A 25,651-nucleotide genomic window follows, 5' to 3' on the forward strand; every position below is an offset into this window, starting at 1 on the left:
GTGGCCACTCCCTCCCCGGGGGGGGTTCGGGTCGCCGCCCCCCGGGTTCCGCCAGTAAAACAATCACGCGCGTATCCGGGGTGCCACCCCCTCTTCTGTGTTGCGCGTGGGCGCGGGTGGCGATTACGCGTCGCCGCCGCCGGCCAGGAGGTCGGGGGTGGCGGTGATCTCACCGGCGGTGCCGACGCCCACGGCCACCTTCTCGCCACGCGGAGCGTGCTCGAAGGTGAATCCGGTGGGGGTGGCATCCACCTTGACGTGGTCGCCCGCGTTGAGCTCGCCGTGCAGGATGCGCTCGGAGAGCTGGTCCTCGATCTCGCGCTGCATGGCGCGGCGCAGCGGCCGGGCACCGAGGGTCGGGTCGAACCCGATCTCGATGAGGCGGTCGGTCGCCGCCGGCGACAGCTCAACCGTCATGTCGCGGTCGAGCAGGCGCTCGGCCAGGCGCTTGGTGAACAGTCCGACGATCTGGCGCAGTTCGTCCTTGTTCAACTGCGGGAACACGATGATGTCGTCGAGGCGGTTGAGGAACTCGGGCTTGAAGTGACGCTTGAGCTCCTCGTCGACCTTGCCCTTCATCCGGTCGTACGACGTCTGCGCGTTGCCCTCGACCTGGAAGCCGACGGGGCCGCCCGCGATCGCCGACGAACCGAGGTTGGTCGTCATGATGATCACGGTGTTCTTGAAGTCGATGACGCGACCCTGACCGTCGGTCAGGCGTCCCTCCTCCAGGATCTGCAGCAGCGAGTTGAAGATGTCGGGGTGGGCCTTCTCGATCTCGTCGAAGAGCACGACCGAGAAGGGCTTCCGGCGCACCTTCTCGGTGAGCTGGCCGCCCTCTTCGAACCCGACGAACCCGGGAGGGGCCCCGAACAGGCGCGAGACGGTGTGCTTCTCACCGAACTCGCTCATGTCGAGCGAGATCAGCGCGTGCTCGTCGTCGAAGAGGAACTCCGCGAGCGCCTTGGCGAGCTCGGTCTTTCCGACACCCGTGGGGCCGGCGAAGATGAACGAGCCCGAGGGGCGCTTGGGGTCCTTGAGGCCGGCACGCTGACGACGGATCGTGCGCGACAGCGCCGCGATCGCCTCGTCCTGGCCGATGACGCGCTGGTGCAGCGCCTTCTCCATGAAGACGAGTCGGCTGGACTCCTCCTCGGTGAGTTTGAACACCGGGATGCCGGTCGCCTGGGCCAGCACCTCGGCGATGAGACCCTCATCGACCACGGCGTGGCTGGCGACGTCACCGGAGCGCCACTGCTTCTCCAGGCGCAGACGCTCGGCCAGCAGCGACTTCTCCTCATCGCGCAGAGCCGCGGCCTTCTCGAAGTCCTGCTCCTCGCTGGCGCGCTCCTTGTCCTCACGGACCTTGGCGATCTTGTCGTCGAACTCGCGCAGCTCCGGCGGGCTCGACAGGATCGACAGACGCAGGCGGGCGCCGGCCTCGTCGATCAGGTCGATGGCCTTGTCGGGGAGGAAGCGGTCGCTGACGTAGCGGTCGGCGAGGTTGGCCGCCGCGACGATGGCGCCGTCGGTGATCTGCACCTTGTGGTGCGCCTCGTAGCGGTCGCGCAGCCCCTTCAGGATGTTGATCGCGTGGGGCAGGCTCGGCTCGGCGACCTGGATCGGCTGGAAGCGGCGCTCCAGCGCGGCATCCTTCTCGAAGTGCTTGCGGTACTCGTCGAGGGTCGTCGCACCGATCGTCTGCAGCTCACCGCGGGCGAGCAGGGGCTTGAGGATCGAGGCGGCGTCGATCGCGCCTTCGGCAGCCCCCGCACCGACGAGGGTGTGGATCTCGTCGATGAACACGATGATGTCGCCGCGGGTGCGGATCTCCTTGGTGACCTTCTTCAGCCGCTCCTCGAAGTCACCGCGGTAGCGGGACCCGGCGATGAGCGAGCCGAGGTCGAGCGAGTAGACCTGCTTGTCCTTCAGCGTCTCGGGAACCTCGCCCTTGACGATGGCCTGCGCGAGGCCCTCGACGACGGCGGTCTTGCCGACGCCGGGCTCGCCGATGAGGACGGGGTTGTTCTTCGACCGGCGGGAGAGGATCTGCATGACCCGCTCGATCTCCTTCTCGCGCCCGATGACCGGGTCGAGCTTGTTGTCGCGCGCGGCCTGGGTGAGGTTGCGCCCGAACTGGTCGAGCACCGCCGAGCCACCCTGGGCGGGCGAGCTCTGCTCACCGGGTCCGGCGGCGACGCCGGCCGGCTCCTTGCCCTGGTAGCCGCTCAGCAGCTGGATGACCTGCTGGCGCACCTTGTTGAGGTCGGCGCCGAGCTTGACCAGCACCTGCGCGGCGACCCCTTCGCCCTCGCGGATGAGGCCGAGCAGGATGTGCTCGGTCCCGATGTAGTTGTGGCCCAGCTGCAGCGCCTCGCGCAGGGACAGCTCGAGCACCTTCTTGGCCCGCGGCGTGAACGGGATGTGACCCGTCGGCTGCTGCTGACCCTGCCCGATGATGTCCTGCACCTGCTCGCGCACAGCGTCCAGCGAAATACCCAGCGACTCGAGCGCCTTGGCGGCGACCCCCTCGCCCTCGTGGATGAGGCCGAGCAGGATGTGCTCGGTGCCGATGTAGTTGTGGTTGAGCATCTTCGCCTCTTCTTGGGCGAGCACAACCACGCGACGGGCACGGTCCGTGAATCTCTCGAACATCGTCGACTCCTTCAAGCGCACAGTTCTGGCGCTTACGCAAAAGGGTAACGACCAGTGGATGCCTGTATGCCCGTTGTTCGCCACGGGCGGATGCCTTCCCTCCCCCGGAGCCGCAATTGACGGCCCTATCGACAGTCGTTATGTTAACGCTTATCGATAACAACGATATTCGTTACGAAGGAGCAGACATGACCACCACGGCCCCACCCAAGCGGGCACTGTCGACCGGTGATCGCGTCGGCCTGCTGATCATGATGGTCGCCGGAGGCGCCCTCATGCTCGGCACCGTCGTCGCCGCGGTCGTGCGCATCGCCGACGTGCTGAGCAGCCCGCGCGTCGAGGTGTTCGCGGAGTTCGCGGGTACGCCCGCCGTCGCACCGATCGGCGTCGACGGGGCAGGGGTCGAGGTGGCGCTCGACACGGCGGTGCTGACGCTGACCGATCTGCCCGTGGCATCCCTGTGGGCGATCGTCATCCAGCAGGTGCTGATGGTCGTGGGAGTGGTGACGGTGGTGACCTGCCTGCTGCTGCTCGCGCGCAATGTGCTGCGCGACCGGGTGTTCAGCCGCGGCAACACGGTGCTGGTGAACGTCGCGGGCTTCACGGCCCTGATCGGCGTGGCCGCCTACCCGTTCTTCGGCAACATGGCCGCCAACGGGGCGTTCGCCGCGCTGTCGGATCGGACCTTCGACAACGTGGTGATGACGGTGGATGTCGGCACCCTCTTCGCCGTCGCCTTCGTGGTGGCGCTCGCCTCGACGGTGTTCGTGGTGGGCGACCGCCTGCAGCGCGAGACGGAGGGCCTGGTATGAGCCCCGCCGACGACGAGGGCCCCAGCGGCATCCACTGCCGGCTGGACGAGCTGCTCGACGAGCGCGGGATGACGCTCGCGCGCCTGTCGGAGCTGGTGGGGGTGTCGGTGGTGAACCTGTCGGTGCTGAAGAACGACCGCGCGCGGGCGATCCGGTATTCGACGCTGTCGGCGGTGTGCCGCGCGCTGGATTGCGAGGTCGGCGACCTGCTGGTGCGCGCCGACCCCCGCTGACCCGCGCTGGTGTCGGGGGTGCCGGCCGGGGGCGGCCGGGCGGGGCGGCCGGGTCGGCTGGGCTGCTCGAGTGTCACTGCCGCACAGTCGCGGGCCGCAGGACCCACCATTCGTGACACTCGAGCCGCGCGGGCGGTGCGCGGTGCGGGCGCGCGGCTCGGGCGGCGCGTTCGGGCGGCGCGGGGCGCGGGCGCGCGGTTCGGGGCGGCGCGTTCGGGCGGCGCGGGGCGCGCGGTTCGGGCGGCCCGGCGGTTTGGGGCGGTTCACGTGTCACTTCCGCACAGTGGTGAGGCCCGGCATCCGCCATTAGTGACACACGAGCGGCGCGGGTGCGCGCGGCGCGGCGTCCCGGATGGAGCGGCGCGGGTGGCGCGGCGCACGCGCCACCCGCGGACGTCACGCGGCGGCGCGGATGGCGCGGCGCACCCGCGCGATGAGGCGATCCGGATGCCGGAACAGCTCGTCCTTCGTGACCCTGATCACGTGCCACCCCGCCGCGGCGAGCCGCTCGTATCGGTCGATGTCGATCCCCCACTGCGCTTCGTCGAAGAGGTGGTGGGATCCCTCGTACTCGATCGCGATCTTCCATTGCGGGTAGACCAGGTCCACGCACGCGAGGAACTGCCCCAGCGCGTCGAAGACCGCCTCGTTGATGAGCGGTTCGGGCAGGCCCGCATCGACGAGAAGCAACCGCGTCCAAGTCTCGGTGCGCGATGCGACGTGCGGCCGCACCCGCACCAGGGCTTCCCGCAGCGCGACGATGCCGACACGGCGCTTCGAGAACACCGCTGCCTGCAACTGCGCGACGCCGGCCAACGGCGGGTCATCCCGCACCCGCCGATCACTGATGATGCCCTCGGCAGCAGCGACGAGATCGTACGGATGCCGCAGAACCCGCCCGAGCATCGCCCACGTGCTGGCTGGACTCGGCACCGGCAACCCGTGGCGCGGATGCCGGGTGATGCGCACGTGCTCGGGCTGCACGCGATGCCCGCGTAGACCTGTCACCCGCAGCGGACGGGCAGGATGCAGCACGGCGACATCCAACTCGTCGTGGGACACCAGGGAAGCCCACGGCAGCGGCAGATCCCAGATGGCGGCGGCGGTGAGATGCGAGAAGAAGCCGTCCCCCACACGCGGCTCGGCCATCTGCGCGCGCCTGACGATCTCCGCCGCCGGGTCGTCGGCGGGCACTTCCTCGAGCGTCGTGTACACCGCACGGTAGGGCCGCGTGAGGTCCGCCGCGCGCAACCGCGAGCGTGGGACGGCGGATGCCGCGGCATCCGCCGTCGTGAAGACGGGAAGCAGGTGCGGAGGAAGCGGATGACGTCGCATGCCCGAGAACCTGGCAGGTCACGGCCATCCGCCGCAGCGCTCTCCGCCCCGATCGTGGACAGTTCCGCCGATCCCCCACCTGTGGAGGAACCCGCGCCGCCCCGTACCCGCGCCCGTACCCGTACCCGTCCTCGGCACCTCGCGTCGCCGGAGCTGCTCCGGTGTCACTTCCGCACAATGTTCACCCGCGACACCCACCACAAGCGACACTCGAGCAGCGCTGGCCCGCGCCCGGGCTGCTCCGGTGTCACTTCCGCACAATGTTCACCCGCGACACCCACCACAAGCGACACTCGAGCAGCACTGGCGGGCAACGCACGCGGCGCGCACCCGCAACGGAGCGCACCCGCACGCGGCGCGCACCCGCGCGGCAGCGCACGCGAAGGGCGCCCGCGCGATCCGGGGTCAGCCGAGGATCGTCGTCGTGACCGGGGTTTCGAAGGCGGGGCCGCCACCGGTGAGCGTCAGCGTCACCGGCGCATCGTCGTCGAGACCCTCGCCGGGGACGGCCAGCACCGCGCGCGGGGCCATGTCCATCGTGCAGACCTGGTTCTCCGCGGGCGTCGCGAACGTCACGGTGACGGCGTCGGGGGCGGTGACTTCCATCGCCTCGACCACGGGGGCGCACGTCGAGGATCCCCACGTGAGGATCACGAACGCGTCGTCGTCGACCCACCCGGCGCTCGGGAGGTAGTCCGTCTCGCCCGTGGGGGCGGTGACCCCTGCCAGCCCGTCGAGGTCGGTGTCGCCCTCGTACCCCTCGCCCCGGACGGTGATCTCCAGATCCTTCGAGGGATCCACGCCCTCCGGAACGCCGACCACCGTCACCCGCGGCGACATGTCGGCGGTGCACGCGGTGTCGGCGGGCGGCTCGACCAGCGTCACCTCCAGCGTGCCGTTGGACGAAACGGTCGCGGCATCCGCGATCGGGACGCACGTCGAGGACCCCTGCGTCACCAGGCCGATGAAGCGACCGCCGTCGAGCCAGGCGGCATCCACCTCGGCCTCGGTCGTCGCGCCCGCGCCCGTCCCGCTCGTCGTCCCCGGTGCGGGAGACGCCGTCGCGCACGCCGTGAGCGCGCCCGCCAGGAGAAGGACCAGTCCGGCGCCGGCGACGAGGGAGCGAGAGCGATGAGTCATGGCTCCATGATGTCGGTTATGCCTGGACGCTGCCGGTGGTGCCGGTCACGAGGCGATAACACTCGCCCGCCCGGCCGCATCGACGCCGGCGGGCGGGCTCACTGCAGAGCGGAGGTGAGCCGTGCCAGGTTGTCGAGGACCGTGGAGCGCAGCGGCTGCTGCATCCACTCGTCCAGCGTCAGCTCGCGGCTGAGCTCGCGGTACGACTGCTCGACGTCGCGCATCTCCGTCACGAACTCCTCGCCGCGCACGAGCATCGACACCTCGAGGTTCAGACCGAACGAGCGCATGTCCATGTTGCTCGAGCCGATGACGACCACCTCGTCGTCGACGGTCATCGACTTGGAGTGCAGGATGAAGGGCTTCCGGTACATCCAGATGCGCACGCCGGCCCGCAGCAGCGCCTCGTAGTAGCTGCGCTGCGCGTGGTAGACCATCGCCTGGTCACCCTCTTCGGAGACGAACAGCTGCACGTCGACGCCGCGCTGGCAGGCCGTGGCGATCGCCAGCAGCATCGCCTCATCGGGCACGAAGTACGGGCTCACGATGATGAGCTTGCGCTGCGCGGCATACATCAGGCTCAGGAACAGCTTGAGGTTGTTCTCGAACTCGAACCCCGGCCCCGACGGCACGATCTGGCAGTCCAGGTCGCCGGGACCGGCGGTGACCTCGAACAGATCGATCTCGTCGGCCAGGGTCTCGTCGGTCTCGCTGTACCAATCCGAGAGGAACACCGCGTTGATGGATGCCACGACCGGGCCCTCCACGCGCACCATGAGGTCCACCCAGTGCAGCCCGCGGCGGATGTTGCGCCGCAGGTTGTACGTCGAGTCGGTGATGTTCTGCGAGCCCATGAAGGCGACGATGCCGTCGACCACGAGGAGCTTGCGGTGGTTGCGCAGGTCGGGCCGCTGGTACTTGCCCCGGAACGGCTGCACCGGCAGCATCAGCTGCCAGTGCGCGCCCATGTCGGTGAGCCGCTTGAGTGTCTGCTTGTAGTACGGCTTGCCGCGGTTGGCCCAGTGGTCCATCAGCACGCGCACGGTGACGCCACGGGCGCACGCCTCTTCGAGGGCGCGGAAGAAGTCATCCGTGGTCGCGTCGGTCTGCAGGATGTAGAACTCGACGTGCACGTAGCGCTTCGCGGTGCGGATGGCCTCGGCCTGCTGGGCGAGCGATGCCTCGTAGTCGGCGATGAGGTGGGCGGCGTTGTCCCCCGCCAAGGGCATGGCTCCCAGATTGCGGTTGAGGGTCACCGTGGAGGTGAACCACTCCGGCGCGTGGGGGCGCAGCGTGCCGAAGTCCAGGTGCGCGCTGGTGTCGTGGATGTACTCGTTGATCTGCGTCTGCTTGCGGCGGCGCTTGCGCGGCAGCCGCGGGTTTCCGATCAGCAGGAACAGGAAGACGCCCACGAGCGGGATGAAGTAGATGGCCAGGAGCCACGCCATCGCCGCCGTCGGGCGCCGGTTGCGGGGGACGACGATGATCGCGGTGATGCGGACGATGAGGTCGACGACCCCGACGAGGATGACCCACCACGTCCAATCGACAGTGATGCTGATCACTGATCCCCCTCGCTACTCACTCGGTCAGCGTAGCGAGAGCGGCGGTCATCGGGCGGGGCGACCTGCGGAAGCGGCGTCCGCAACGGGCGGCAGGCCGCGCTTGGCGCGCTCCTCCGCCTCGATGCGGGCGTGCACCCGGCGTTCGGTGCGGTCCATGCGCAGGATGCCGCGCAGCACGAACCAGAACAGGAAGACGACCACGATGGTCGGCAGCAGCGCCCACACCACCGCGCTCCAGGTTTCGTCCATGACTCCATCGTACGTGCCGCCGGCGCCTTCTTAACCGGCTGCGAAACCCCCGGATCGTCCACACTCGGGCGGTTTCGGCCCCACCGGCATCCATCGATCCGAGCACGCTGACGCCATGACCACGATCGTGAAAGCGGCGGATGCCGCGCACTTCCTCTCCCTCGTCCCCGCGATGCTCGGGTTCACCCCGACCCACAGCCTCGTGCTGGTGCCGTTCCATCGCGGGCGCAGCATCGGCGCGATGCGCATGGATCTTCCGCGCGCCGAGGTCGATCTCGACGCCTTCGCGGCGACCTGCCTCGGCATGGTGTGCCGGCTGCCCGATGCCGATGGCCTCGCGGTCGCCGTCTTCACCGACGCGTCGTGCCGCGACGGTCTGCCGCACGCGGAGTTGGTCGCGAGCCTCCGCAGGAGCGCCGATGCCTGCGGGCTGCGGTTGACCGACGCCCTCTCCGTCGGCGGCGACGGGTGGGGCTCGCACCTCGACGCCGACTGCCCGCCCGGCGGCCGGCCCCTCGCCGCGCTGCAGTTGGCCGCGCCCGCGGCGGCGCCGATCGCGCCCGGCGATCAGGCCTCCGGCGCGACGCTGCCGCCGCGCGATGTCGCCCGCGCCGAGGCTGTGGCGACGGCGCTGCGCGCCCTGTACTGGGCAGTGCGGACCCTGTGCGGCGACCGCGACGAACCGCCCGACCCCGATGAGGTCACCGGCGGCATCGCGGACGGCGACCGGCGCATCGATCCGGCCGCGCTGGCGGCGGCCTGCCGTCTCGACGACGTGCCGCGGTACTTCGAAGAGGTGCTCGAGGCGGATGCCGCGACGCTTCCGCCGTACGACGCGGCGCTGCTCGTGTGGTGCCTGGCCCGGCCTGCGCTGCGCGATGTCGCCCTGGTGCAGTGGAGCGCCGATGCGCAGCGCGGCGAGCGCGCACTGGAGGCCCAGCGGCGCTGGGAGGACGGTGCCGAGTATCCCGTCGACCTCGCGATGACGATGTGGGGAGAGGGGCCGCGGCCCGACCCGCAGCGCCTCTCGCGTGCCCTCGAGGTCGCCCGCGAGGTCGCCGCGCTCGCCCCGACGACGATGCGGCCGGGCGCACTCGCGGCCTGCGCCTGGCTGTCGTGGGCACTCGGTCGCTCGACGCACGCCGAGCGGTACGCGCAGCTGGCGACCGACGTCGAGCCAGAGCACGGGCTCAGCGAGATCGTGCTGTCCTTCGTCGCCGCCGGGCACCTCCCCGACTGGGCCTTCCGCCGCGCCTGAGGCCCCGCGCGTCAGGCCGCCGTGTTGCGGCCGTCGCGGTGCCGCGCGTGCTCGCGCTGAGCTGCTCGAGTGTCACTTCCGCACAGTCCGCGGGCGAAACACCCGCCACAAGTGACACCGGAGCCGCCCGGCGGCCGCGGGCCGGCCGGCGACCGCGGGCGGACCGCGGGCGGGCCCGCGCCTCGCGGCATCCGCGGCGACCGGCAACGCTGCTCGAGTGTCACTTCCGCACAGTCGGGACGCGAAACACCCACCGCAAGCGACACCGGAACCGCCCGGCGACGCCGCAGCGCCGGTCGAGTGTCACTTCCGCACAGTCCGCGGACGAAACACCCGCCACAAGTGACACCGGAACCGCCCGGCACCCGCGGGCGGGCGGCGCGCGGGCGGCGGGCGGGCCGCGGGCGGGCGGGCGGGCGGCGGGCGGGCGGGCCGCGGGCGGGCGACCGCCGACCGCGGGCGGGCTACTTCACCAGGGGGAAGAGGATCGTCTCGCGGATGCCGAGGCCCGTGATCGCCATCATCAGGCGGTCGATGCCCATGCCCATGCCACCGGTGGGCGGCATCGCGTGCTCGAGCGCGCGCAGGAACTCCTCGTCCACGCGCATCGCCTCATCGTCACCGCGGGCGGCCAGCTTCGCCTGCTCCACGAACCGCTCGCGCTGGATGACGGGGTCCACGAGCTCGGAGTAGCCGGTCGCCAGCTCGAAGCCGCGCACGTACAGGTCCCACTTCTCCACCACACCGGGGATCGACCGGTGCTCGCGCACCAGCGGGCTCGTGTCGAGCGGGAAGTCCATGACGAACGTCGGGCGGGTGAGGTCGCTCTTGACGAAGTGCTCCCACAGCTCCTCGACGAACTTGCCGGGGGTGGCGATCTTCGCCGGCACCTCGACACCGACCTCCGCGGCGAACGCGGTGAGCTCGTCGAGCGTCGTCTCGGGGGTGATCGTGCGACCGGATGCCGCCGACAGCGACTCGTACATCGAGATGCGGTCCCATTCGCCACCGAGGTCGTACTCGGTGCCGTCCGCCCACGTGACCGTCGTCGAGCCGGCGACGGCGACGGCCGCGTTCTGCACGAGCTCCTGGGTGAGGTCGGCGATGCCGTTGTAGTCGCTGTAGGCCTGGTAGGCCTCCAGCATCGCGAACTCGGGGCTGTGCGTGGAGTCGGCACCCTCGTTGCGGAAGTTGCGGTTGATCTCGAACACCCGGTCGATGCCGCCGACGACGGCGCGCTTGAGGAAGAGCTCGGGCGCGATGCGCAGGTACAGGTCGGTGTCGAACGCGTTGGAGTGCGTCACGAACGGGCGGGCGGCGGCGCCACCGTGCTGCACCTGCAGCATGGGCGTCTCCACCTCGATGAAGCCGTGCTCGGTGAACGTGCGACGCAGGCTCGCGTTGACCTTGGCGCGCGCGACGACGGCATCCCGCGCCTGCTCGCGGGCGATGAGGTCGAGGTAGCGCGAGCGCACCCGGCTCTCCTCGCTGAGCTCGGTGTAGAGGTTCGGCAGCGGCAGCAGCGCCTTGGCGGCGATGGCCCACTCGGTCACCATGATCGACAGCTCGCCGCGGCGGCTGGAGATGACCTGCCCGCTCACGAACACATGGTCGCCGAGGTCGACGAGCTCCTTCCACGCCTGCAGCGACTCCTCGCCCACCTCGGCGAGGGAGACCATCGCCTGGATGCGGCTGCCGTCGCCGGCCTGCAGCGACGCGAAGCAGAGCTTGCCGGTGTTGCGGCTGAACACCACGCGTCCGGCGACACCCGCGATCACGCCGGTCTCGGCACCGGCTTCCAGGTCGGCGAATCGTTCGCGCAGCGCGGGGATGGTGTCGGTGACGGGTACCGACACCGGGTAGGCACCCCCGGCGGCATCCGCGCGTTCGGCGATCAGGCGCTCGCGCTTGGCGAGTCGCACGGCCTTCTGCTCGAACACATCCTCTTCAGAGGCGGGCTCGATGGGCGTGGGGGAAGGCGGCGTCGTCACGAATGGCTCCTTGGAAAGTCGCCCCAAGTCTACCGGCGGCATCTCAGCGCTCCCTGCGTGCCGAAGCGGCCCCCACACCCGCGACCGGCCGGCGCATCACTCCCGCTTCAGCCCGGCCTTCAGTACCTCGCCCGCCTGACGCATCGCCTCCAGTACCTCGTCGCGCACGTCGGTGCCGCGCTCCCAGTTCGCCAGCACGGCGTACGCGATGCGCCGCGTCGGCGACATCACGAGCCCCGTGTCCGCACGCACCGTCGAGATCGTGCCGGTCTTGTTCCACAGCCACACACCGCGGTCGTAGCCGTAGTGCGCGAGCGGGTCGAGATGGAACGCGGATGCCACCATCGACAGGTCCATCCCCGCCCCGAGCCAGCGCTGCAGCGTGTCGGTCGACGCGAGGCTGAGGTCGACGCCGTCGGCGGTGCGCCGCACGAACCGCACGAGGTCGGCAGCCGTCGCGTGCGACAGCGTCACCGGCGCCCCGGGCGGGCGTGGCCAGCGCACCACGTCGTCGAGACCCGAGTCGAGGTAGCCGAGCGTGCGGGTGTGCTCCTGCACGATCGGCAGCCCGATCACGCGGCAGAGCGTGTTCGTCGCGGCGTTGTCGCTGACCGCACCGATCAGGGCGGCCACGTCGTGCAGCGACAGGGTGTCGGCCTGCAGCAGGTACCAGAGACCGGAGTCGTCCATCCATTCCACCGGCCGGCGCGTGACGGTGTCCTCCAGGCTCCGCGCACCCTCGTCGACCTCGGTGAGCAGCCGGTGCAGCAGGAAGATCTTGCCCACGCTCGCGGTGTCGAGCACGAGGTCGGGGCGGTGGTCGAACACGACGGTATCGTCGTCGAGGTCGACGGCGAGCGCCGAGACGTGCAGCCCGGGCAGCCGCTGCTCCCACGCGTCGAAGTCGATGCTCATGCGCTCACCCGCTCTCCGCGCGCGAACGCGCTCAGTCGTCCGGTCCAGAGGTCGTCGGATGCCTGCAGCATCACGGTGTCCGCGGCGGTGTCGACCACGATGGTCGCGTAGGTCCAGAGATCCTCGACGCGGTTGAGAACGCCCGGCGCCCGCAGCGCCCCGAAGACGTCGCCGCGGTCTGCAGGGCTCGGGCACGCGGCGGTGAGGGCGGCAAGGCGCCCCCGGCTCTCCGCGAGTCCGGCGGCGTCGGGGTCCGCGCCGAGGAACCCGGCGACATCGTCGAGGCACAGGTGGTTGGTGTGACGCAGCGCGCCGAATCCGCCGGAAGCGGTCGCCACCCGCCCCGCTGCGTTCTCGACGAGGTCGACCCGGCCGGCCGCGTCGGCGATGTCGAACGCGAATCCGCCGGCGCAGGCGACGTCGGTGAGCGCGGCCCGCGCGGCATCCCCGTCGTGCTGGCGCTGCGCGTGCCGGGCGACCAGGTGCCGGCCGGCGCCGCGAAGGTCGGCCACGGCGACCGAGACGTGGTCCATCCCGAAGCTCAGCCCCACCGAGGTCGTGACAAACGCGTTGGCCGGCAGCATGCCGGGGTACCAGACGGCGGTGACCGAGGGGTCACCCTCGATGTCGAGGGTGACCAGGCGCACGTCGCCCTGCAGCTCGCCGTCGCCGTCCTCGTTGTGGCCCATCACGACGCCGCCGTCGACGGCGACCGCCAGGTCGCTGCAGCCGAGGCCGTCGCGGCCGAGGTCGCCGCGCAGGTTCAGCGCCCACAGCTCCGCCACCTCGACGCCGGCGCCGGCGGCCATCCACTCGACCTCCTGCGCCTCCACCGGCAGCAGACGAGTACTGGATGCCACGACCTGCGCGAACCGATCGTTCGCGGCGCCCTCGGCGCGGCGCACGAGGCTCTGCCACATGCCGTCCTGGCGCTCGCGCACCCGCGCGATGCCTGCGGCGTGCACCTCGCCGAGCGCCCGGAACACCTGTTCCCGGTCGCCGCGCAGCACCGTCCACTCCAGGCCCGAGACCTCCCCAGGGCGCTCGACGACGACGCTCACGTGAGCGGCTCGGCGTCGCGCGGACGGGCCGTGACGTGCGCGCGCAGCGTCTCGCCGAGTTCGCGCATCGCATCGAGAACCGGCGCACGCAGGTCCCACCGCGAGCCCTTCCAGTTCGCCGCGACCGCGTAGGCGACGCTCGCGGCGGGACCGGCGAGGTGCCCCACGTCGATGCGGGCGAACGAGGTGGTGCCGGTCTTGTGGCGCAGCACCATGCCCTGGTACTCGGCCTCGGCGTGCGCGAGCGGGTCCAGCAGCAGCGCGTCGGCGACCATCGACGTGTCGGTGTCGGCCGCGAGCCACGTCAACACCTGCTCGCTGACGGTGGGCGAGATCACGTCGCCTGCGCCGAGGCGCCGCATGAGGTCGCACAGCTCCGCGCCGGTGCCGTACGACGGTGTCCAGGGCAGGTCGGGGGTGCGCTCGTTGCGGATGTAGTCGTGCAACGCCGTATCCCGGTACCCGAGCGCGGGGGCGACCTCGCGCACGGCGTCCAGGCCGCACATCCACAGCAGGGCGTTGGTGGCGAGGTTGTCGCTGACGGCGCCCACCAGCAGCGCGGCGTCGTACACGCTCACCCGCGGATCGGCCATGCGGTACAGCAGCCCGGAGTCGGCGACCCGGTGCTCCACGGGGATCTCGATGCGCTGTTCGGGCGACATCTCGCCCGTCTGCAGGCGCCGGGCGACCTCGATGAGCAGGAAGACCTTGCCGACGCTGGCCGTCTCGCACACGACGTCGGGGTCGTGCTCGGCGAGCACCGTGCCGTCGTCGGCGACGACCCGCACCGACCACTGGGCGCGCGGGTCGAACGCGGGCAGGACGAGCGGCGTCACGCCCGCTCCCCCACGGCCAGACGCACACCCGCGGCCGCGGACCCGCCGGCATCCGCCTCGAGCACGCCGTCGACGTTGAGCGGGATGCTCAGCGCGTCGGGCGCATGGCCGAAGCCCTGCTCCCACAGCACCGGCACTCCGAGGCCGCCGAGTTCGTCCTGCATGAGCGCGCGCACGGTGTCCGGCTCGGCGCAGGTGTGCCACGACCCCAGCACGATCCCCGCGGCGGTCGTGAGCCTGCCGGAGCGCCGCAGCTGCAGCAGGAAGGAGTCGAGGCGGTAGGCGTCCTCGTTGATGTCCTCCAGGAACAGGATGCCGTCCGGCACCACCGTGGCTTCGGGTGAACCCAGCCCCATCGCCAGCAGCGACAGGTTGCCGCCGGTGAAGCGGCCGGCCGCACGGCCCGGCACGAGCACCTCCGTGCGCGGGCCGACGATGCTCCGGCCCCGCCACGGCTCGAACAGCCACCGGCGCACGTCGTCGCGGATGCCCTCGACATCTCGGAAGACGTCGTTGCCCGGCATGGGACAGAAGAGCGTGGGCACGTCCAGGTGCACGCGGAACGCCTCGTGCAGCGCCGTGACGTCGGAGGATCCGGTGAGCAGCTTCGGTCGTCCGTCGCGGCGCGAGGACGCCTCGCGCAGGCATGCCCAGTCGATGCCGTCGAGCAGCCGCATCGCCCCGTAGCCGCCCCGCAAGCACACCACCGCGTCGGTGTCGGGGTCGCACCAGGCATCCACGAGGTCCTGCCTGCGCACCTCATCGGCACCGGCGAGGTAGGTCGCGCGCGGGTGCGGGTCGAGCACGTGGTCGCCGACGACGACGTCCAGCCCCCAGTCGCGGTAGTAGCCCACCGCGCGTTCGAGGCTCTCGGCACTGCCCGGCCCCGACGGGGAGACGAAGCGCACCCGGTCGCCCTGCTTCAGCGGCGCGGAGTCGAGGTAGGCGGCCCGGTCCGCGGCGAGCGCCGGCGCGTTCACGCGATGGTCCGCTGGATCGTGGGCGCCGCCGACAGCAGCTGCCGGGTGTACTCGTGCTGCGGGCGAAGCAGCACCTGCTCGGTGGGGCCGTACTCGACGATCACGCCTTCGTACATGACCGCGACGGTGTCGGCGATGTTCCACGCAAGCCCGAGGTCGTGCGTGATGACGAGGGCGCTGAGCCCCAGCCGGTCGCGCAGCGACAGCAGCAGGCCGAGGATCTCGCCGCGCGCGGACGCGTCCAGCGACGCGACGGGCTCGTCGGCGACCAGCAGCTGCGGCCCCACGGCGAGCGCGCCGGCGATCACGGTGCGCTGACGCTGTCCGCCGGAGAGCTCCTGCGGGATCGCGGTGAAGAAGTCCTCCGGAGGGGTGAGCTCGGCATCGGTCAGGCTCTGCGCCACCCGCTCCTTCTCGTCGCCGCGGTAGTGCTGCACGCGCAGCCCCTCGGCCACGGATTCGTACACGCTGAGCTTGGGGTTGAGGGCGGCGGTGGGGTCCTGCAGCACCATCTGCACCTCCTTGCGGAAGGCGTGCAGACCCTTGCCCTTGCGTGGCAGGTCGCGTCCGCGGAAGCGGACGACCGAACCGGGGTCGGGCTGCTGCAGACCCACGAGCGTGCGGGCGAGCGTCGTCTTGCCCGAGCCCGACTGGCCCACGAGTGCGAGGATCTCGCCGCGACGCACGACGAGGTCGACGTCCTTCACGGCGCGGGCCGACTTCGTGCGGCTGTGGAAGGTGACGCTGAGCCCGCGGGCCTCCAACAGCACCTCATCGGTCATGGGGCTGCGCTGCGGGTCGGATGCCGCATCCGAGCGGTCGCGCCGCGTCACCGGATTACGCCGCGAGGCCGGGTCGCCGATCGTCGGGAAGGCGTCGGCGAGCTGGCGCGTGTAGGGGTGCTGCCCGCGCGTGCAGACCTCCAGCGCGTCGCCGACCTCGACGACCTCGCCGCCGCGCATGATCGCGATGCGCTGGCAGGCGCTCGCGAGCACCGACAGGTCATGGCTGATCATGAGCAGCGAGATGCCGCGTTCGGTGACCAGGCGGCTGATCATCTCGAGGATCTGCTGCTGCACGATGACATCGAGGGCTGTCGTGGGCTCATCGGCGATGATGATCTCCGGCTCGCACGCGAGGGCCATCGCGATCATGATGCGCTGCTTCTGCCCGCCCGACAGCTCGTGCGGGTACGAGTCGGCCTTGAGCGGCGGCAGGTCGACGGCCCGCAGCAGCTCACTCACGCGCTCCTTGCGCGCGGCCTCGGTCTTCCAGCCGTCGGCGACGTGCAGCTCGAGTGCCTCGAGGATCTGCTGACCCACGGTGCGCACCGGGTTGAGCGAGTGCATCGCACCCTGGAACACGATCGAGGCATCCGCCCAGCGCAGCGCCCGCAGCTTGCCGAAGCTCAGCTCCGTCACGTCGGTGTCGCCCACCATCACCCGTCCGGTGAGCTGGGCGTTTCCGGGCAGCAGCCGCAGCACGCTCATCGCGAGGGTCGACTTGCCCGAACCGGACTCCCCCGCGATGCCGAGCGTGCCGCCGGCGGGCAGGGTCAGGTCGACGCTGCGCACCGCCGCGATCTCGCCACGCACCCCGCCGCCCGCGGTCCGGTAGGTGATGGAGACGTCCTCGAACCTCAGATCGGGCATCAGCGGCTCCTCAGGGTCGGGTTGACGATCGTCTCGACGGCGCGACCGACGAGCGTGAAGGCGAGCACGACCAGCACGATCGCGATGCCGGGCACCAGCACGTACCACCAGTAGCCGCTGGTCGCGGCCGAGACGTCCATGGAGTTGCGCAGCACCGCACCCCACGACTGCAGGGTGGTGTCGCCGAGGCCGAGGAAGGCGAGGGTGGACTCCGAGATGATCGCCGAACCGACCGTGAGAGTGGTGTTGGCCAGCACGAGCGGCAGCACGGCGGGCAGCAGATGCTTGACGATGATGTGCCAGTGACCGGCGCCCAGCACGCGGGAGCGCTCGACGTAGTCACGGGACTCCACCGAGAGCGTCTGGGCGCGGACGACGCGGGCGGTCCCTGCCCATGAGGTGAGCCCGATCGCGATGACGATCGTCCACACGCCCCGCGAGAGCACCGTCGACAGCACGATCGCGAGGATGAGCGAGGGCAGCACCAAGAAGAAGTCGATGAGGCGCATGAGCAGAGCGCCGGGGATGCCGGTGAAGTGCCCCGCCGCGATGCCCACGATCGTGCCGATGATCATCGACATCGCCGTCGCGGCGAAGCCGACCAGCAGCGACACCTGCGCACCCCAGAGCATGCGCACCCACAGCTCGCGGCCCTGGTGGTCGGTGCCGAGAGGATGCTCCCACGAAGGCGGCGCGAACCGCGGCGAGTCCATCACCTTGGTGACATCGAGCATCCACGCCGGGGCGAGGACCGGTGCGAGGAAGGCGAGCGCGACGATGACGACCAGGAAGACGAGCCCCACCATGCCGGAGCGGCTGCGGGAGAACTCCCGGGCGAACCGGGCGAACGCCGTGCGGCGCCGCGCCCACGCCATGGCGCGCGGGGAACGGGATGCGACGTGCGCGCTCATCCGCGCCTCACTCTCGGGTCGAGTCGTCGATAGATGAGATCGGCGATCAGATTGGTGGCGATGATGACGGCCGAGAAGACGACGAACGTGCCCTGCAGCAGCGGCAGATCGGGCCCGCTGATGGCTTCGAAGGTGAGCTTGCCCAGGCCCGGCCAGGAGAAGACGGTCTCGACCGTGACGGCACCGGCGATGAGACCGCCGATATGCAGGAACATCAAGGTGACGGCGGGCAGCAGCGCGTTGGGCACCGCGTGCCGGCGGCGCACGAGGTCATCGCGCAGGCCCTTCGCCCGCGCCGTGACGAGGTAGTCGGCGCTCTTCTCCTCCATGAGCGAGGCACGCATGACCATGACGTACTGGGCGTACACGACGGCCACCATCGTCACCACCGGAAGCACCATGTGCGCGGCGACGTCCAGCACAAGGGCGAGCGGATCGGTGGGCGGGTCGGGGGAGGTCATGCCTCCGGTCGGGAACCACTGCAGCGTGCCGCCGAAGACCATGAGGAGGATGAGCGCCAGCCAGAAGGTCGGCACCGACCACAGCACGAGCGCCATCCCCGAGGTGATGCGGTCGAACAGCGACCCCGGCCGCCAGCCGGCCTTCTGCCCGAGCCACAGCCCGAGTGTGATCGCGATCACCGCCGACGTGCCGGTGAGGAGGATCGTGTTCCAGAAGTAGTCGCCGATGAGCTCCGCCACCGGCGTGCGGTAGACGTAGCTTTCGCCGAAGTTGAGGGTGAACACATTCACCAGATAGTCGGTGAACTGTTGCCACAGCGGTTTGTCCAGGCCCATCTGCGACCGCAGCTGCGCGATCTGCTCAGGGCTGAGCTGGCGCTCGCGCGCGATGCCGGCGACCGGGTCGCCGGGGAGGATCTTGAACGCGAAGAATCCGAGCAGGATCACCATCGCCATACTCACGGCGGCGCCGCCGAGCTTGGACAGGAAGTACGACAGCGCCGAGACGCGTCGCGGCGCTTTGTCCGACCCCGTCTCGGCGAGGAGGATCTCCTCGGTGGGCGGCACCGTGTTGGTCATGCGGTTCTTTCGTCCAGGGGTGCGGGCGATGGCAGGGATGCCGCGGCCGATCGTCTCGGTCGCGGCATCCCCTCACTCATTCGACGTCGGCCATCTTCCGCCGGCGCAGTAGCACGAACACGATGCCGCCGATCACGAGGACGGCGACGATCACGCCGGTGACGATGAGCCCGGTGGGCACTCCGCCTTCCTCCGCCTGCGCCGCCTCGGCCGAGACGGGCTCGACGGTGAGGAAGCCCCAGTACCCGGCCTGGCTGGCGATGATGCCGCCGTCCTTCGGCTGCAGTGTGAAGCCGGTGAAGCGGTCGGAGCGGTAGGCCTCGAGCGAGTTCGGGTACCACGTGGCGATCTGGGCGGTGTCGGTGTAGTTCATCGCCAGCATGTCGTGGACGATCTGCTGACGCGCTTCCTCGTCGAGCTCCGAGCGCTGCTCGGCGTACATCGCGTCGAACTCGGGGTTGCAGTAGCCGTCCTGGCTCGTGCCGCCCGAACCGTCGGTGCCCGTGGGCAACGTCGAGCACAGGTTGATCCCCAGCTGGTAGTCGGGATCGGGGTTGACGCTCCACCCGCTGAAGTACATGTCGTAGTCGGCCTTGACCGCGCGGTCGCTGATGGTGTCGCCGTCGGTGGACTCCACCGTGATGCCGACGCCGATCTCCTGCATCCACGGCACGAAGTACTCCGAGATGGACTGCTCGATGATGTCATCGGCATCCACCAGCAGACGCAGCTGCAGCGGCGTACCGTCCTTCTCCCGGATGCCACCGGCCCCGACGACCCAGCCGGCCTCCTCGAGCTTGGCCATCGCCGCCTCGGGGTCGTACGCCATGATCACCTCGTCGTCGGCGGGCAGGGCCCACTTCGGGAACGACGCGGGGATGAAGCTGGTCGCGGGAGTCGCACGGCCCTCCATGACGCGCTCCAGCAGCGTCTCGGTGTCGGTGCCCAGGCGCAGCGCCTGGCGCACGTTGACGTCCTTGAGCGCTTCGTTGCCGGTGCCGTAGGGCTGGCCGTCTCGCGTGACCGTGCCCACATTGATGCTGATCGAGTGGTAGCGGCGTCCCTCACCGGAGTGGGCGGTGATGCCCTCCACCCCGTCGAGCGCCTGGAACTGCGTAGGGGTGAGCCCCGAGACGAAGTCCACCTCGCCGGCACGCAGCGCCTGCACCTGCGCGTCGGAGTTGGTGTAGTAGACGTACTGGATGCGGTCGACCTTCGGCGCGCCCTGCCAGAAGTTGGGGTTGGCGCGGAGCGTGATCGACTGGTTCGCGCTGTAGCTCTCCAGCACGTAAGGCCCCGAGCCGACGACGTCGGTGTCGTTGGCGTAGGTGGCCGGGTCGTCGATCTCCTCCCAGATGTGCTTCGGGACGATCGGCACCTCGGTGCCCGGGTTCGGCGCCTGCGGGGTCTTCAGCCGGATGACAACGGTCTTGTCATCGGGGGCCTCGACGCTCTCGAAGTTCGACACCAGGTTGCCGTTGGCGACGCTGAGCTCGGGCACGGTCATCATCTGCTCATAGGTGTAGACGACGTCGGCCGAGGTGATCGGCTCGTCGTCGGACCACAACAGGTCGTCCTGCAGGGTGTAGACCCACGTCATGCCGTCGTCCTCGACCTCCCAGTCGTCGGCGAGGCCCTTCGTCGGGGAGCCGTCCTCGGCGCTGTTCTGCACCAGGTACTCGTAGACGTAGCGGATGGTGTTCGTGGGGAGCAGGTAGATCGACACGAACGGGTTGAACGTGTCGACGAAGCCGGAGGTGGCGATGCGGAAGGTCGTGGCATCGGCTTCGGGCGTCGCGGTCGCTTCGGCGGCGACCACCGCGGGAGCGGTGTCTGTGGCGTGGGCGGCGCCGACGGGCAGGGCGATCAGCGCCGCTGCGGCGACCACGGCCAGCGTGCAACGGGCACGCCTTCCAGAACGGTGGGGCATGAGGGTTCCTTTCATGAAGAACCTCGGCCGCGGCGTTCCGGGCCGGCGATGGACTACATAGAACCTCATCGTCGATGACGGGGTCAACGTATTTGTGTCCGATCGTGCCGATTACGCGACGATTTCACATGACTGTTACATGGCGACACGCGTCACCACGCTTGTTCGATCTGCACAGAAACTGCGCGTGACACGTACATAATGCGCAACATGCGCGGTATCAGCACAGATGGGCATGCAGCATGCGCACGACAGCGGCCGCGATGCCGATGCGCATAGGCCCGATCATCCGTAACGGATGATCCACCTTCCGACTATCGCTCGAGCACGGCCGCCAGGAGCGCGATGCGCTCCCACAGCGACGACAGCGACAGGTGCTCGGTCAACGCATGGGCGCCGCCGCCGCGCGGCCCGAACCCGTCGACGGTGGGGATGCCGAAGTTGCCGACCTGGTTCGTGTCACCGGCCCCCGCCGCGGGACGACCCTCCACCCGCTGCCCGAGCGGCGCGCCCGCCCGGGCGATCTCGTCCAGCAGCGCACGGTCGCCGTCGGAGGCCTGCCACGCCGGGCGGTGACTCAGCACCGTGCTGGTCACCGCGGCATCGGCACGCAGTGGCGCGAGGGAGCGCAACGCCTGCAGCACCCGCTCCTCGGCGTCGCGGTCGACGAAGCGCAGCCCGATCTCGGCCTCGGCCTCGGCGGGCACGACGTTGGCCCGCCCACCGCCGCGCACGGTGCCGACGTTGCACAGCACCTCGCTCGGCAGGGACGGGTCGATCACGGTCTGCCGCACCGCCATCAGCTGATCCACGAGCTCGTCGATCGCCGAGACGCCCGCCGCGGGATCGAGGGCGGCGTGCGCGGCCCGGCCGCGGACGCGGAGGTTCACCCGCGTGCTGCCGCGGCGGCCCACCTTCAGCGCCCCGTCGGGGTGCGGCGACTCGAACCCGATCGCGGCTGCGGCACCGGCCGCGGCCTCGCGCAGCAGCTCCTGCGTCGTCGGCGAGCCGATCTCCTCGTCGCAGACGACCACGACCCGCACCGCGCGGCGGGGCCGATCCACAAGTCGTTCGACGGCGGCCAGCATCATCACGAGCCCGCTCTTCATGTCGTAGACCCCGGGACCACGCACGATGTCGCCGTCGACGGACCAGGGTAGGTCCCCCTCGAGGGTGCCGCGCGGCCATACCGTGTCGGAGTGGCCGAGCAGCAGCACGGGGTCGCCGTCGCCATCGAGGTCGGCGATGAGGGTGCAGCCGGCATCCGTGCGCACAACGCGCACGCAGGCGCCGAGGTCGCGCCACCACGTACCCAGCAGGTCGACCATCGCCTCACTGGCGGCGACGTCGCGCGAGGGTGACTCGACGCGCACCAGCTGCTCGAGGCGATCGAGCACGGTCGTCCGTTCGGCGGCAGTGTCCTTCATGCGACCCTTCCAGATTTTCGTTTTACGTAACATATCGAGTCTTGCTACCGCCGGTACGGTCAGATAATTTCAGTCGCGTAGCCCGCAATTCCTCCAACATCGGATACGTATCGTGCCCTCAGCACCCTCCCTGCCCCTTCGTGCGGAGTGCCTCGGCGATGCGTCCGCCTACCGCGAGGCCGCCGCTCTCTACGCGCGCGTCTTCGGCTACGCCGACCCGGACTTCTCGCTGAACCCCAACCTACTGAGCGCACTCGCCCGCAACGGCGGCTCGGCCGTGGGCGTGTTCACCCCCGACGACGAGCTCGTCGGGTTCGCCTACGGGTTCGCCGGGCGCGACGCCGACGGCTGCGAGTTCCACTACTCCCAGGCGGCCGTCGTCGATCCCCATCATCAGGGCCGGGGCGTCGGGCGCCTGCTCAAGGAATGTCAGCGACGCGTGGCGCTGGAGTGGGGCCACGAGACGATGCGGTGGACCTTCGACGCACTGCTGTCCCGCAACGCGCATTTCAACTTCTCGGTGCTCGGTGCCGAGGGCGTGGCCTACGTGCCCGACTACTACGACCGACCGGGCACCGACCGGATCGTCGTCGACTGGCCGCTGCGCCGCACCACCGACCCCTACGCGGCCCTCCGCGACGCCGAGCCGCCCGCGCTCGGCCGCGCCGATTGGGGGCGCGTCGTCCCGGGCACCCTCGCCGCGGCCGACGGCGGCACGCACGCCGCCGCGTGGCTCGCCGTGCCGGCCGACATCGCCGGCGTCGCCGGGCGACAGGACGAGGCGGATGCCGCAGCCGACGTCCTGCGCGGCCGCGTGCGCACCGCCATGACCGCGCTGATCGAGGGCGGGAGAGTGCTCGTCGCGTGCCGGAGGATCGATGCCGGGACGGCTGCCTACCTCGCCGTCCCGCGCCGCGCGACCATGCCACCCAGGGAAGGGGTGAAGGCCTCATGACCACCGAGCCGCAGGACATGGACGACAGCGAGCTGGACCGCTCGCTGGACTCCCCCGGCGCCCGCTACGGCGAGCGCTTCCGCACCAACATGTCGGCCGAGGCGCTGCAGGCGCGCGTCATCGAGGCCGAGACCCGGTCGCTTGCGCGTACGTTCGAGGAGCTCAGCCGCACCGGCGAGGTCACTCACGCCGCCGCCCTCATCCTCGGCGCACGCCGCCGGTACGTCACGGGGCGCGGCAAGACGGCCGCCTACGCCGAGCTGCTCAGCGCCGACCTCGCCACCACGCTCTCCAACGTCTTCCTCGTCGACGGTCGCGCCCTCTCACCGCTGACGGTCCTCACCGACGTGCGCGCGAGCGACGTGCTGGTCGCCTTCACGATGCGCCGCTACCGGGAGGAGACGGTGCGCTTCGGCCGGCTGTTCCACGAGGCGGGCGGGCAGCTGATCCTCATCACCGACAGCGACCGCGCGCCGCTGACCGAGGTGGCATCCGCCGTCATCCGCGTGCACACCCACTCGGCCTCGTACGCCGACTCGCCCACGGCGGTCGCCGCGGTGTGCCACCTGCTCAGCACGCTGACCACCGCCAGCGCCAAGGGCGCCCGCCGCCGGCTCGCCAACCGCGACCGGTTCGCGGCGGATCTGGGCCTGCACCACCCCGAACCCGGCAAGGAGTCCAACGCGTGAGGATCGACCGGCTGCGCATCTTCGACGTCGGCCTGCCACTCGTGCACGGGTTCGAGACCAGCTCGCACCGCAAGACGTCGCTCGATCACCTTCTCGTGGAGGCCACGACCGCCGACGGCACGGTCGGGTGGGGCGAGATCGCCTCGCCCGCCGACCCCTACTACGGCTCGGAGACGACCGAGACGGCGTGGACCATCGCGGTGCGCTATCTCGTGCCGGCGGTGCTCGCCACCGACTGGGAGACCCCTGCCGACCTCGAGCAGGCGTGGGCGAAGATCCGCGGGCACGAGTTCGCGAAGGCGGGCTTCTCGATCGCCGCGTGGGATCTGCACGCGCGCGCCACGGGGCAGCCGCTCGCCGCGGCGCTGGGCGGCACCCGCACGACGGTGACGGCGGGGGTGTCGCTCGGCATCGAGCCCAGCATCGACGCGCTGCTCGCGCAGGTCGAGCGCCAGGTGGCCGCCGGGTACGGGCGGGTCAAGCTCAAGATCGCCCCGGGGTGGGATGCCGCGCCCGTCGCCGCCGTGCGCGCCGCGCATCCCCGCCTCGATCTGCACGTCGACGCCAACGGTGCCTATCCCGACACGGCCGAGTCGCTCGAGGTGTTCCGTGCGCTCGACGACCAGCAGCTGACCATGATCGAGCAGCCGTTCGCGCCGCGGGATTTCGTCGCGCACGCGCGGCTGCAGGCGCAGCTGTCCACACCGCTGTGCCTCGACGAGTCGATCGTCGACCTGGCGGATCTGGCCACCATGCTCGCCCTCGACGCCGGGCGGGTGCTCAACATCAAGGTGTCCCGCATGGGGGGCCTCACCGCGGCCCGCCGGGCGCACGACGTGGCGCGGGACGCGGGGATGCCGGTGTGGTGCGGCGGCATGCACGAGTTCGGGGTCGGCCGCGCCGCCAACGTCGCGCTCTCGTCGCTGCCCGGGTTCACACTGCCGTCGGACGTGTCCGGGTCGGACAAGTACTACGCCCGCGACGTCATCGTGCCGCCGGTCGTGGCGGAGGGCGGGCGGGTGACGGTGCCCGCTTCGCCTGGGCTCGGCCACGACGTCGACGTGGACTGGATCATCGAGAACACCTCGCGGCGCTTCGACACCGCCGCAGTCGCCGCCTGAGAACGAAGGAAGCATGGAACCGCTCGTCCTGTATGTGCTCGACCTCGCCTCCGGCGCCGCTCCCGACCTGGCCCTGCGCCGCGTCCCGGCGCGGGAGACCGTGCTGACCGCGACCGACCTCAGCGCCACCCGCGGCGACGGCGTCTTCGAGACGGTGCTCGTTGTAGACGGCACCCCGCAGGCCCTCGAGGAGCACCTCGACCGCTTCGCACGCTCCGCCGCCTTGCTCGACCTGCCCGACCCTCGACGCGACCTGTGGCGTCACGCCGTGCTCACCGCCGCCGCCGAGCTCGGCACCCTGCGCCCGCGCGCGGCGATCAAATTCGTCCTCTCTCGCGGCGACGAGGCCGGCGACGGCGCCGGCACGGGCTGGCTGCTCGGGTTCGCGCCGAGCGCGCCGCCCGCAGCGCCGCCCGCCCCGATCGACGTGGTGCTGCTCGATCGCGGCTACCGGCACGACGTCGCCCAGACCTCGCCCTGGCTGCTGCAGGGCGCGAAGACGCTCTCGTACGCCGTCAACATGGCGGCCCTGCGCGAGGCGCGGCGGCGCGGCGCGCAGGATGTGGTGTTCGTCAGCAGCGACGGGTTCGTGCTGGAGGGTCCGACCTCGACCCTCATCGTGCGGATCGACGGCGGGTACCTCACCCCGCCCCCCGACCTCGGCATCCTGCCCGGCACGACGCAGGCCGACGTGTTCGCCGCGCTGCGCGGGTGGGGTGAACAGGTCGCCACGCGGCGGCTGACGGTCCCCGATCTGCTCGGAGCCGATGCCGTATGGCTCTGTTCCAGCACGCGCGGTGCGGCCGCCGTACGCTCGATCGACGGGACGGAGTTCGCTGTGGACGACGTCCTCACCGAGCGACTGCGCGACCACCTCGACGCGCGGAGGAAGTGAC

General features: G+C 70.7%; 22 protein-coding genes. 7 read left to right on the forward strand and 15 right to left on the reverse strand.

The features are described 5' to 3' along the window. Window positions 1-123: 123 nt before the first annotated feature. Window positions 124-2,655 (reverse strand): ATP-dependent Clp protease ATP-binding subunit, encoded by a 2,532-nt coding sequence (locus ACFVR6_RS15095; RefSeq protein WP_386964496.1) that lies wholly within the window; start codon window positions 2,653-2,655, stop codon window positions 124-126. 188 nt (window positions 2,656-2,843) lie between these two features. Between ACFVR6_RS15095 and ACFVR6_RS15100 the strand changes: the two genes are divergently transcribed. Together ACFVR6_RS15100 and ACFVR6_RS15105 are read left to right on the forward strand one after the other, a co-directional pair. Continuing rightward, window positions 2,844-3,467 (forward strand): hypothetical protein, encoded by a 624-nt coding sequence (locus tag ACFVR6_RS15100; RefSeq protein ID WP_386964498.1) that lies wholly within the window; start codon window positions 2,844-2,846, stop codon window positions 3,465-3,467. After that, entirely contained in the window at window positions 3,464-3,700 is a 237-nt protein-coding gene (locus tag ACFVR6_RS15105; RefSeq protein ID WP_386964500.1) for a helix-turn-helix domain-containing protein, read from the forward strand. The genes ACFVR6_RS15100 and ACFVR6_RS15105 overlap by 4 nt, the downstream gene beginning before the upstream one ends. A gap of 396 nt (window positions 3,701-4,096) precedes the next feature. Here the strand turns inward: ACFVR6_RS15105 and ACFVR6_RS15110 are convergent, their stop codons facing one another. The 4 genes from ACFVR6_RS15110 to ACFVR6_RS15125 all read right to left on the reverse strand — a co-directional run bounded on the left by ACFVR6_RS15110 (window position 4,097) and on the right by ACFVR6_RS15125 (window position 7,989). Continuing rightward, entirely contained in the window at window positions 4,097-5,035 is a 939-nt protein-coding gene (locus tag ACFVR6_RS15110) for a DUF559 domain-containing protein (protein ID WP_386964502.1), read from the reverse strand. Between the two features lie 405 nt (window positions 5,036-5,440). Beyond that, window positions 5,441-6,175, reverse strand: coding sequence for a hypothetical protein (locus ACFVR6_RS15115; RefSeq protein WP_386964504.1), 735 nt, complete (start codon window positions 6,173-6,175; stop codon window positions 5,441-5,443). A gap of 98 nt (window positions 6,176-6,273) precedes the next feature. Next, entirely contained in the window at window positions 6,274-7,740 is a 1,467-nt protein-coding gene (cls, locus tag ACFVR6_RS15120; RefSeq protein WP_386964506.1) for a cardiolipin synthase, read from the reverse strand. Window positions 7,741-7,785: 45 nt separating this feature from the next. Then, window positions 7,786-7,989 (reverse strand): hypothetical protein, encoded by a 204-nt coding sequence (locus ACFVR6_RS15125; RefSeq protein WP_386964508.1) that lies wholly within the window; start codon window positions 7,987-7,989, stop codon window positions 7,786-7,788. 115 nt (window positions 7,990-8,104) lie between these two features. On the opposite strand from ACFVR6_RS15125, the gene ACFVR6_RS15130 reads away from it, so the two are divergent. Beyond that, window positions 8,105-9,247 (forward strand): DUF4192 family protein, encoded by a 1,143-nt coding sequence (locus ACFVR6_RS15130; protein ID WP_386964509.1) that lies wholly within the window; start codon window positions 8,105-8,107, stop codon window positions 9,245-9,247. 464 nt (window positions 9,248-9,711) lie between these two features. Here the strand turns inward: ACFVR6_RS15130 and lysS are convergent, their stop codons facing one another. The 10 genes from lysS to ACFVR6_RS15180 form a co-directional block, all read right to left on the reverse strand. Then, a complete protein-coding gene (gene lysS / locus ACFVR6_RS15135) occupies window positions 9,712-11,280 on the reverse strand; it encodes a lysine--tRNA ligase (RefSeq protein ID WP_386964511.1) in 1,569 nt (522 codons plus the stop codon). A 54-nt stretch (window positions 11,281-11,334) separates the two neighbouring features. Then, the gene (locus ACFVR6_RS15140; RefSeq protein WP_386964513.1) at window positions 11,335-12,153 is read right to left on the reverse strand and encodes a serine hydrolase; all 819 of its coding nucleotides are present in this window, start codon (window positions 12,151-12,153) and stop codon (window positions 11,335-11,337) included. Beyond that, window positions 12,150-13,214: a C45 family autoproteolytic acyltransferase/hydolase gene (locus tag ACFVR6_RS15145; protein WP_386964515.1), complete on the reverse strand. Its 1,065-nt coding sequence runs from the start codon at window positions 13,212-13,214 to the stop codon at window positions 12,150-12,152. Before ACFVR6_RS15145 ends, ACFVR6_RS15140 begins: the two co-directional genes overlap by 4 nt. Further along, a complete protein-coding gene (locus ACFVR6_RS15150) occupies window positions 13,211-14,050 on the reverse strand; it encodes a serine hydrolase (protein ID WP_386964517.1) in 840 nt (279 codons plus the stop codon). Before ACFVR6_RS15150 ends, ACFVR6_RS15145 begins: the two co-directional genes overlap by 4 nt. Then, entirely contained in the window at window positions 14,047-15,030 is a 984-nt protein-coding gene (locus tag ACFVR6_RS15155; protein WP_386964519.1) for a S66 peptidase family protein, read from the reverse strand. Before ACFVR6_RS15155 ends, ACFVR6_RS15150 begins: the two co-directional genes overlap by 4 nt. Further along, window positions 15,027-16,682, reverse strand: a complete 1,656-nt coding sequence (locus ACFVR6_RS15160; protein WP_386964521.1) for an ATP-binding cassette domain-containing protein — start codon at window positions 16,680-16,682, stop codon at window positions 15,027-15,029. The genes ACFVR6_RS15155 and ACFVR6_RS15160 overlap by 4 nt, the downstream gene beginning before the upstream one ends. Next, on the reverse strand, window positions 16,682-17,593 hold the full coding sequence (locus ACFVR6_RS15165; protein WP_386964523.1) for an ABC transporter permease: 912 nt from the start codon (window positions 17,591-17,593) through the stop codon (window positions 16,682-16,684). Before ACFVR6_RS15165 ends, ACFVR6_RS15160 begins: the two co-directional genes overlap by 1 nt. Next, a complete protein-coding gene (locus tag ACFVR6_RS15170) occupies window positions 17,590-18,633 on the reverse strand; it encodes an ABC transporter permease (RefSeq protein WP_386964525.1) in 1,044 nt (347 codons plus the stop codon). The genes ACFVR6_RS15165 and ACFVR6_RS15170 overlap by 4 nt, the downstream gene beginning before the upstream one ends. Window positions 18,634-18,709: 76 nt before the next feature. Beyond that, the gene (locus ACFVR6_RS15175; RefSeq protein WP_386964527.1) at window positions 18,710-20,563 is read right to left on the reverse strand and encodes an ABC transporter substrate-binding protein; all 1,854 of its coding nucleotides are present in this window, start codon (window positions 20,561-20,563) and stop codon (window positions 18,710-18,712) included. Window positions 20,564-20,877: 314 nt separating this feature from the next. Continuing rightward, window positions 20,878-21,990 (reverse strand): M20/M25/M40 family metallo-hydrolase, encoded by a 1,113-nt coding sequence (locus ACFVR6_RS15180; RefSeq protein WP_386964529.1) that lies wholly within the window; start codon window positions 21,988-21,990, stop codon window positions 20,878-20,880. A gap of 112 nt (window positions 21,991-22,102) precedes the next feature. Between ACFVR6_RS15180 and ACFVR6_RS15185 the strand changes: the two genes are divergently transcribed. Genes ACFVR6_RS15185 through ACFVR6_RS15200 form a run of 4 tightly spaced genes read left to right on the forward strand, consistent with a single transcriptional unit; the run spans window position 22,103 to window position 25,650 of the window. Then, window positions 22,103-22,945 (forward strand): hypothetical protein, encoded by an 843-nt coding sequence (locus tag ACFVR6_RS15185; RefSeq protein WP_386964531.1) that lies wholly within the window; start codon window positions 22,103-22,105, stop codon window positions 22,943-22,945. Further along, window positions 22,942-23,634 carry a MurR/RpiR family transcriptional regulator gene (locus ACFVR6_RS15190; RefSeq protein ID WP_386964533.1) on the forward strand — a complete coding sequence of 231 codons (693 nt, stop codon included), beginning with the start codon at window positions 22,942-22,944 and terminating at the stop codon, window positions 23,632-23,634. Before ACFVR6_RS15185 ends, ACFVR6_RS15190 begins: the two co-directional genes overlap by 4 nt. After that, entirely contained in the window at window positions 23,631-24,755 is a 1,125-nt protein-coding gene (gene menC / locus ACFVR6_RS15195) for an o-succinylbenzoate synthase (RefSeq protein WP_386964535.1), read from the forward strand. Before ACFVR6_RS15190 ends, menC begins: the two co-directional genes overlap by 4 nt. Before the next feature lie 13 nt (window positions 24,756-24,768). Next, the gene (locus ACFVR6_RS15200; RefSeq protein ID WP_386964537.1) at window positions 24,769-25,650 is read left to right on the forward strand and encodes an aminodeoxychorismate lyase; all 882 of its coding nucleotides are present in this window, start codon (window positions 24,769-24,771) and stop codon (window positions 25,648-25,650) included. The last annotated feature ends 1 nt before the right edge of the window (window position 25,651 follow it).

Origin of the sequence: Microbacterium sp. NPDC058021, from assembly GCF_042885955.1 — a bacterium.
Classification (GTDB): domain Bacteria; phylum Actinomycetota; class Actinomycetes; order Actinomycetales; family Microbacteriaceae; genus Microbacterium.

Coding starts and splice junctions, on each gene's coding strand:
- ACFVR6_RS15160 (WP_386964521.1), bottom strand. CDS start 16,682: ATGCCCGATCTGAGGTTCGAGGACGTCTCCATCACCTACCGGACCGCG.
- lysS (WP_386964511.1), bottom strand. CDS start 11,280: ATGCCGCCGGTAGACTTGGGGCGACTTTCCAAGGAGCCATTCGTGACG.
- ACFVR6_RS15140 (WP_386964513.1), bottom strand. CDS start 12,153: ATGAGCATCGACTTCGACGCGTGGGAGCAGCGGCTGCCCGGGCTGCAC.
- ACFVR6_RS15200 (WP_386964537.1), top strand. CDS start 24,769: ATGGAACCGCTCGTCCTGTATGTGCTCGACCTCGCCTCCGGCGCCGCT.
- ACFVR6_RS15170 (WP_386964525.1), bottom strand. CDS start 18,633: ATGACCAACACGGTGCCGCCCACCGAGGAGATCCTCCTCGCCGAGACG.
- ACFVR6_RS15130 (WP_386964509.1), top strand. CDS start 8,105: ATGACCACGATCGTGAAAGCGGCGGATGCCGCGCACTTCCTCTCCCTC.
- ACFVR6_RS15095 (WP_386964496.1), bottom strand. CDS start 2,655: ATGTTCGAGAGATTCACGGACCGTGCCCGTCGCGTGGTTGTGCTCGCC.
- ACFVR6_RS15190 (WP_386964533.1), top strand. CDS start 22,942: ATGACCACCGAGCCGCAGGACATGGACGACAGCGAGCTGGACCGCTCG.
- ACFVR6_RS15125 (WP_386964508.1), bottom strand. CDS start 7,989: ATGGACGAAACCTGGAGCGCGGTGGTGTGGGCGCTGCTGCCGACCATC.
- ACFVR6_RS15165 (WP_386964523.1), bottom strand. CDS start 17,593: ATGAGCGCGCACGTCGCATCCCGTTCCCCGCGCGCCATGGCGTGGGCG.
- ACFVR6_RS15110 (WP_386964502.1), bottom strand. CDS start 5,035: ATGCGACGTCATCCGCTTCCTCCGCACCTGCTTCCCGTCTTCACGACG.
- ACFVR6_RS15180 (WP_386964529.1), bottom strand. CDS start 21,990: ATGAAGGACACTGCCGCCGAACGGACGACCGTGCTCGATCGCCTCGAG.
- ACFVR6_RS15115 (WP_386964504.1), bottom strand. CDS start 6,175: ATGACTCATCGCTCTCGCTCCCTCGTCGCCGGCGCCGGACTGGTCCTT.
- ACFVR6_RS15175 (WP_386964527.1), bottom strand. CDS start 20,563: ATGCCCCACCGTTCTGGAAGGCGTGCCCGTTGCACGCTGGCCGTGGTC.
- ACFVR6_RS15100 (WP_386964498.1), top strand. CDS start 2,844: ATGACCACCACGGCCCCACCCAAGCGGGCACTGTCGACCGGTGATCGC.
- ACFVR6_RS15105 (WP_386964500.1), top strand. CDS start 3,464: ATGAGCCCCGCCGACGACGAGGGCCCCAGCGGCATCCACTGCCGGCTG.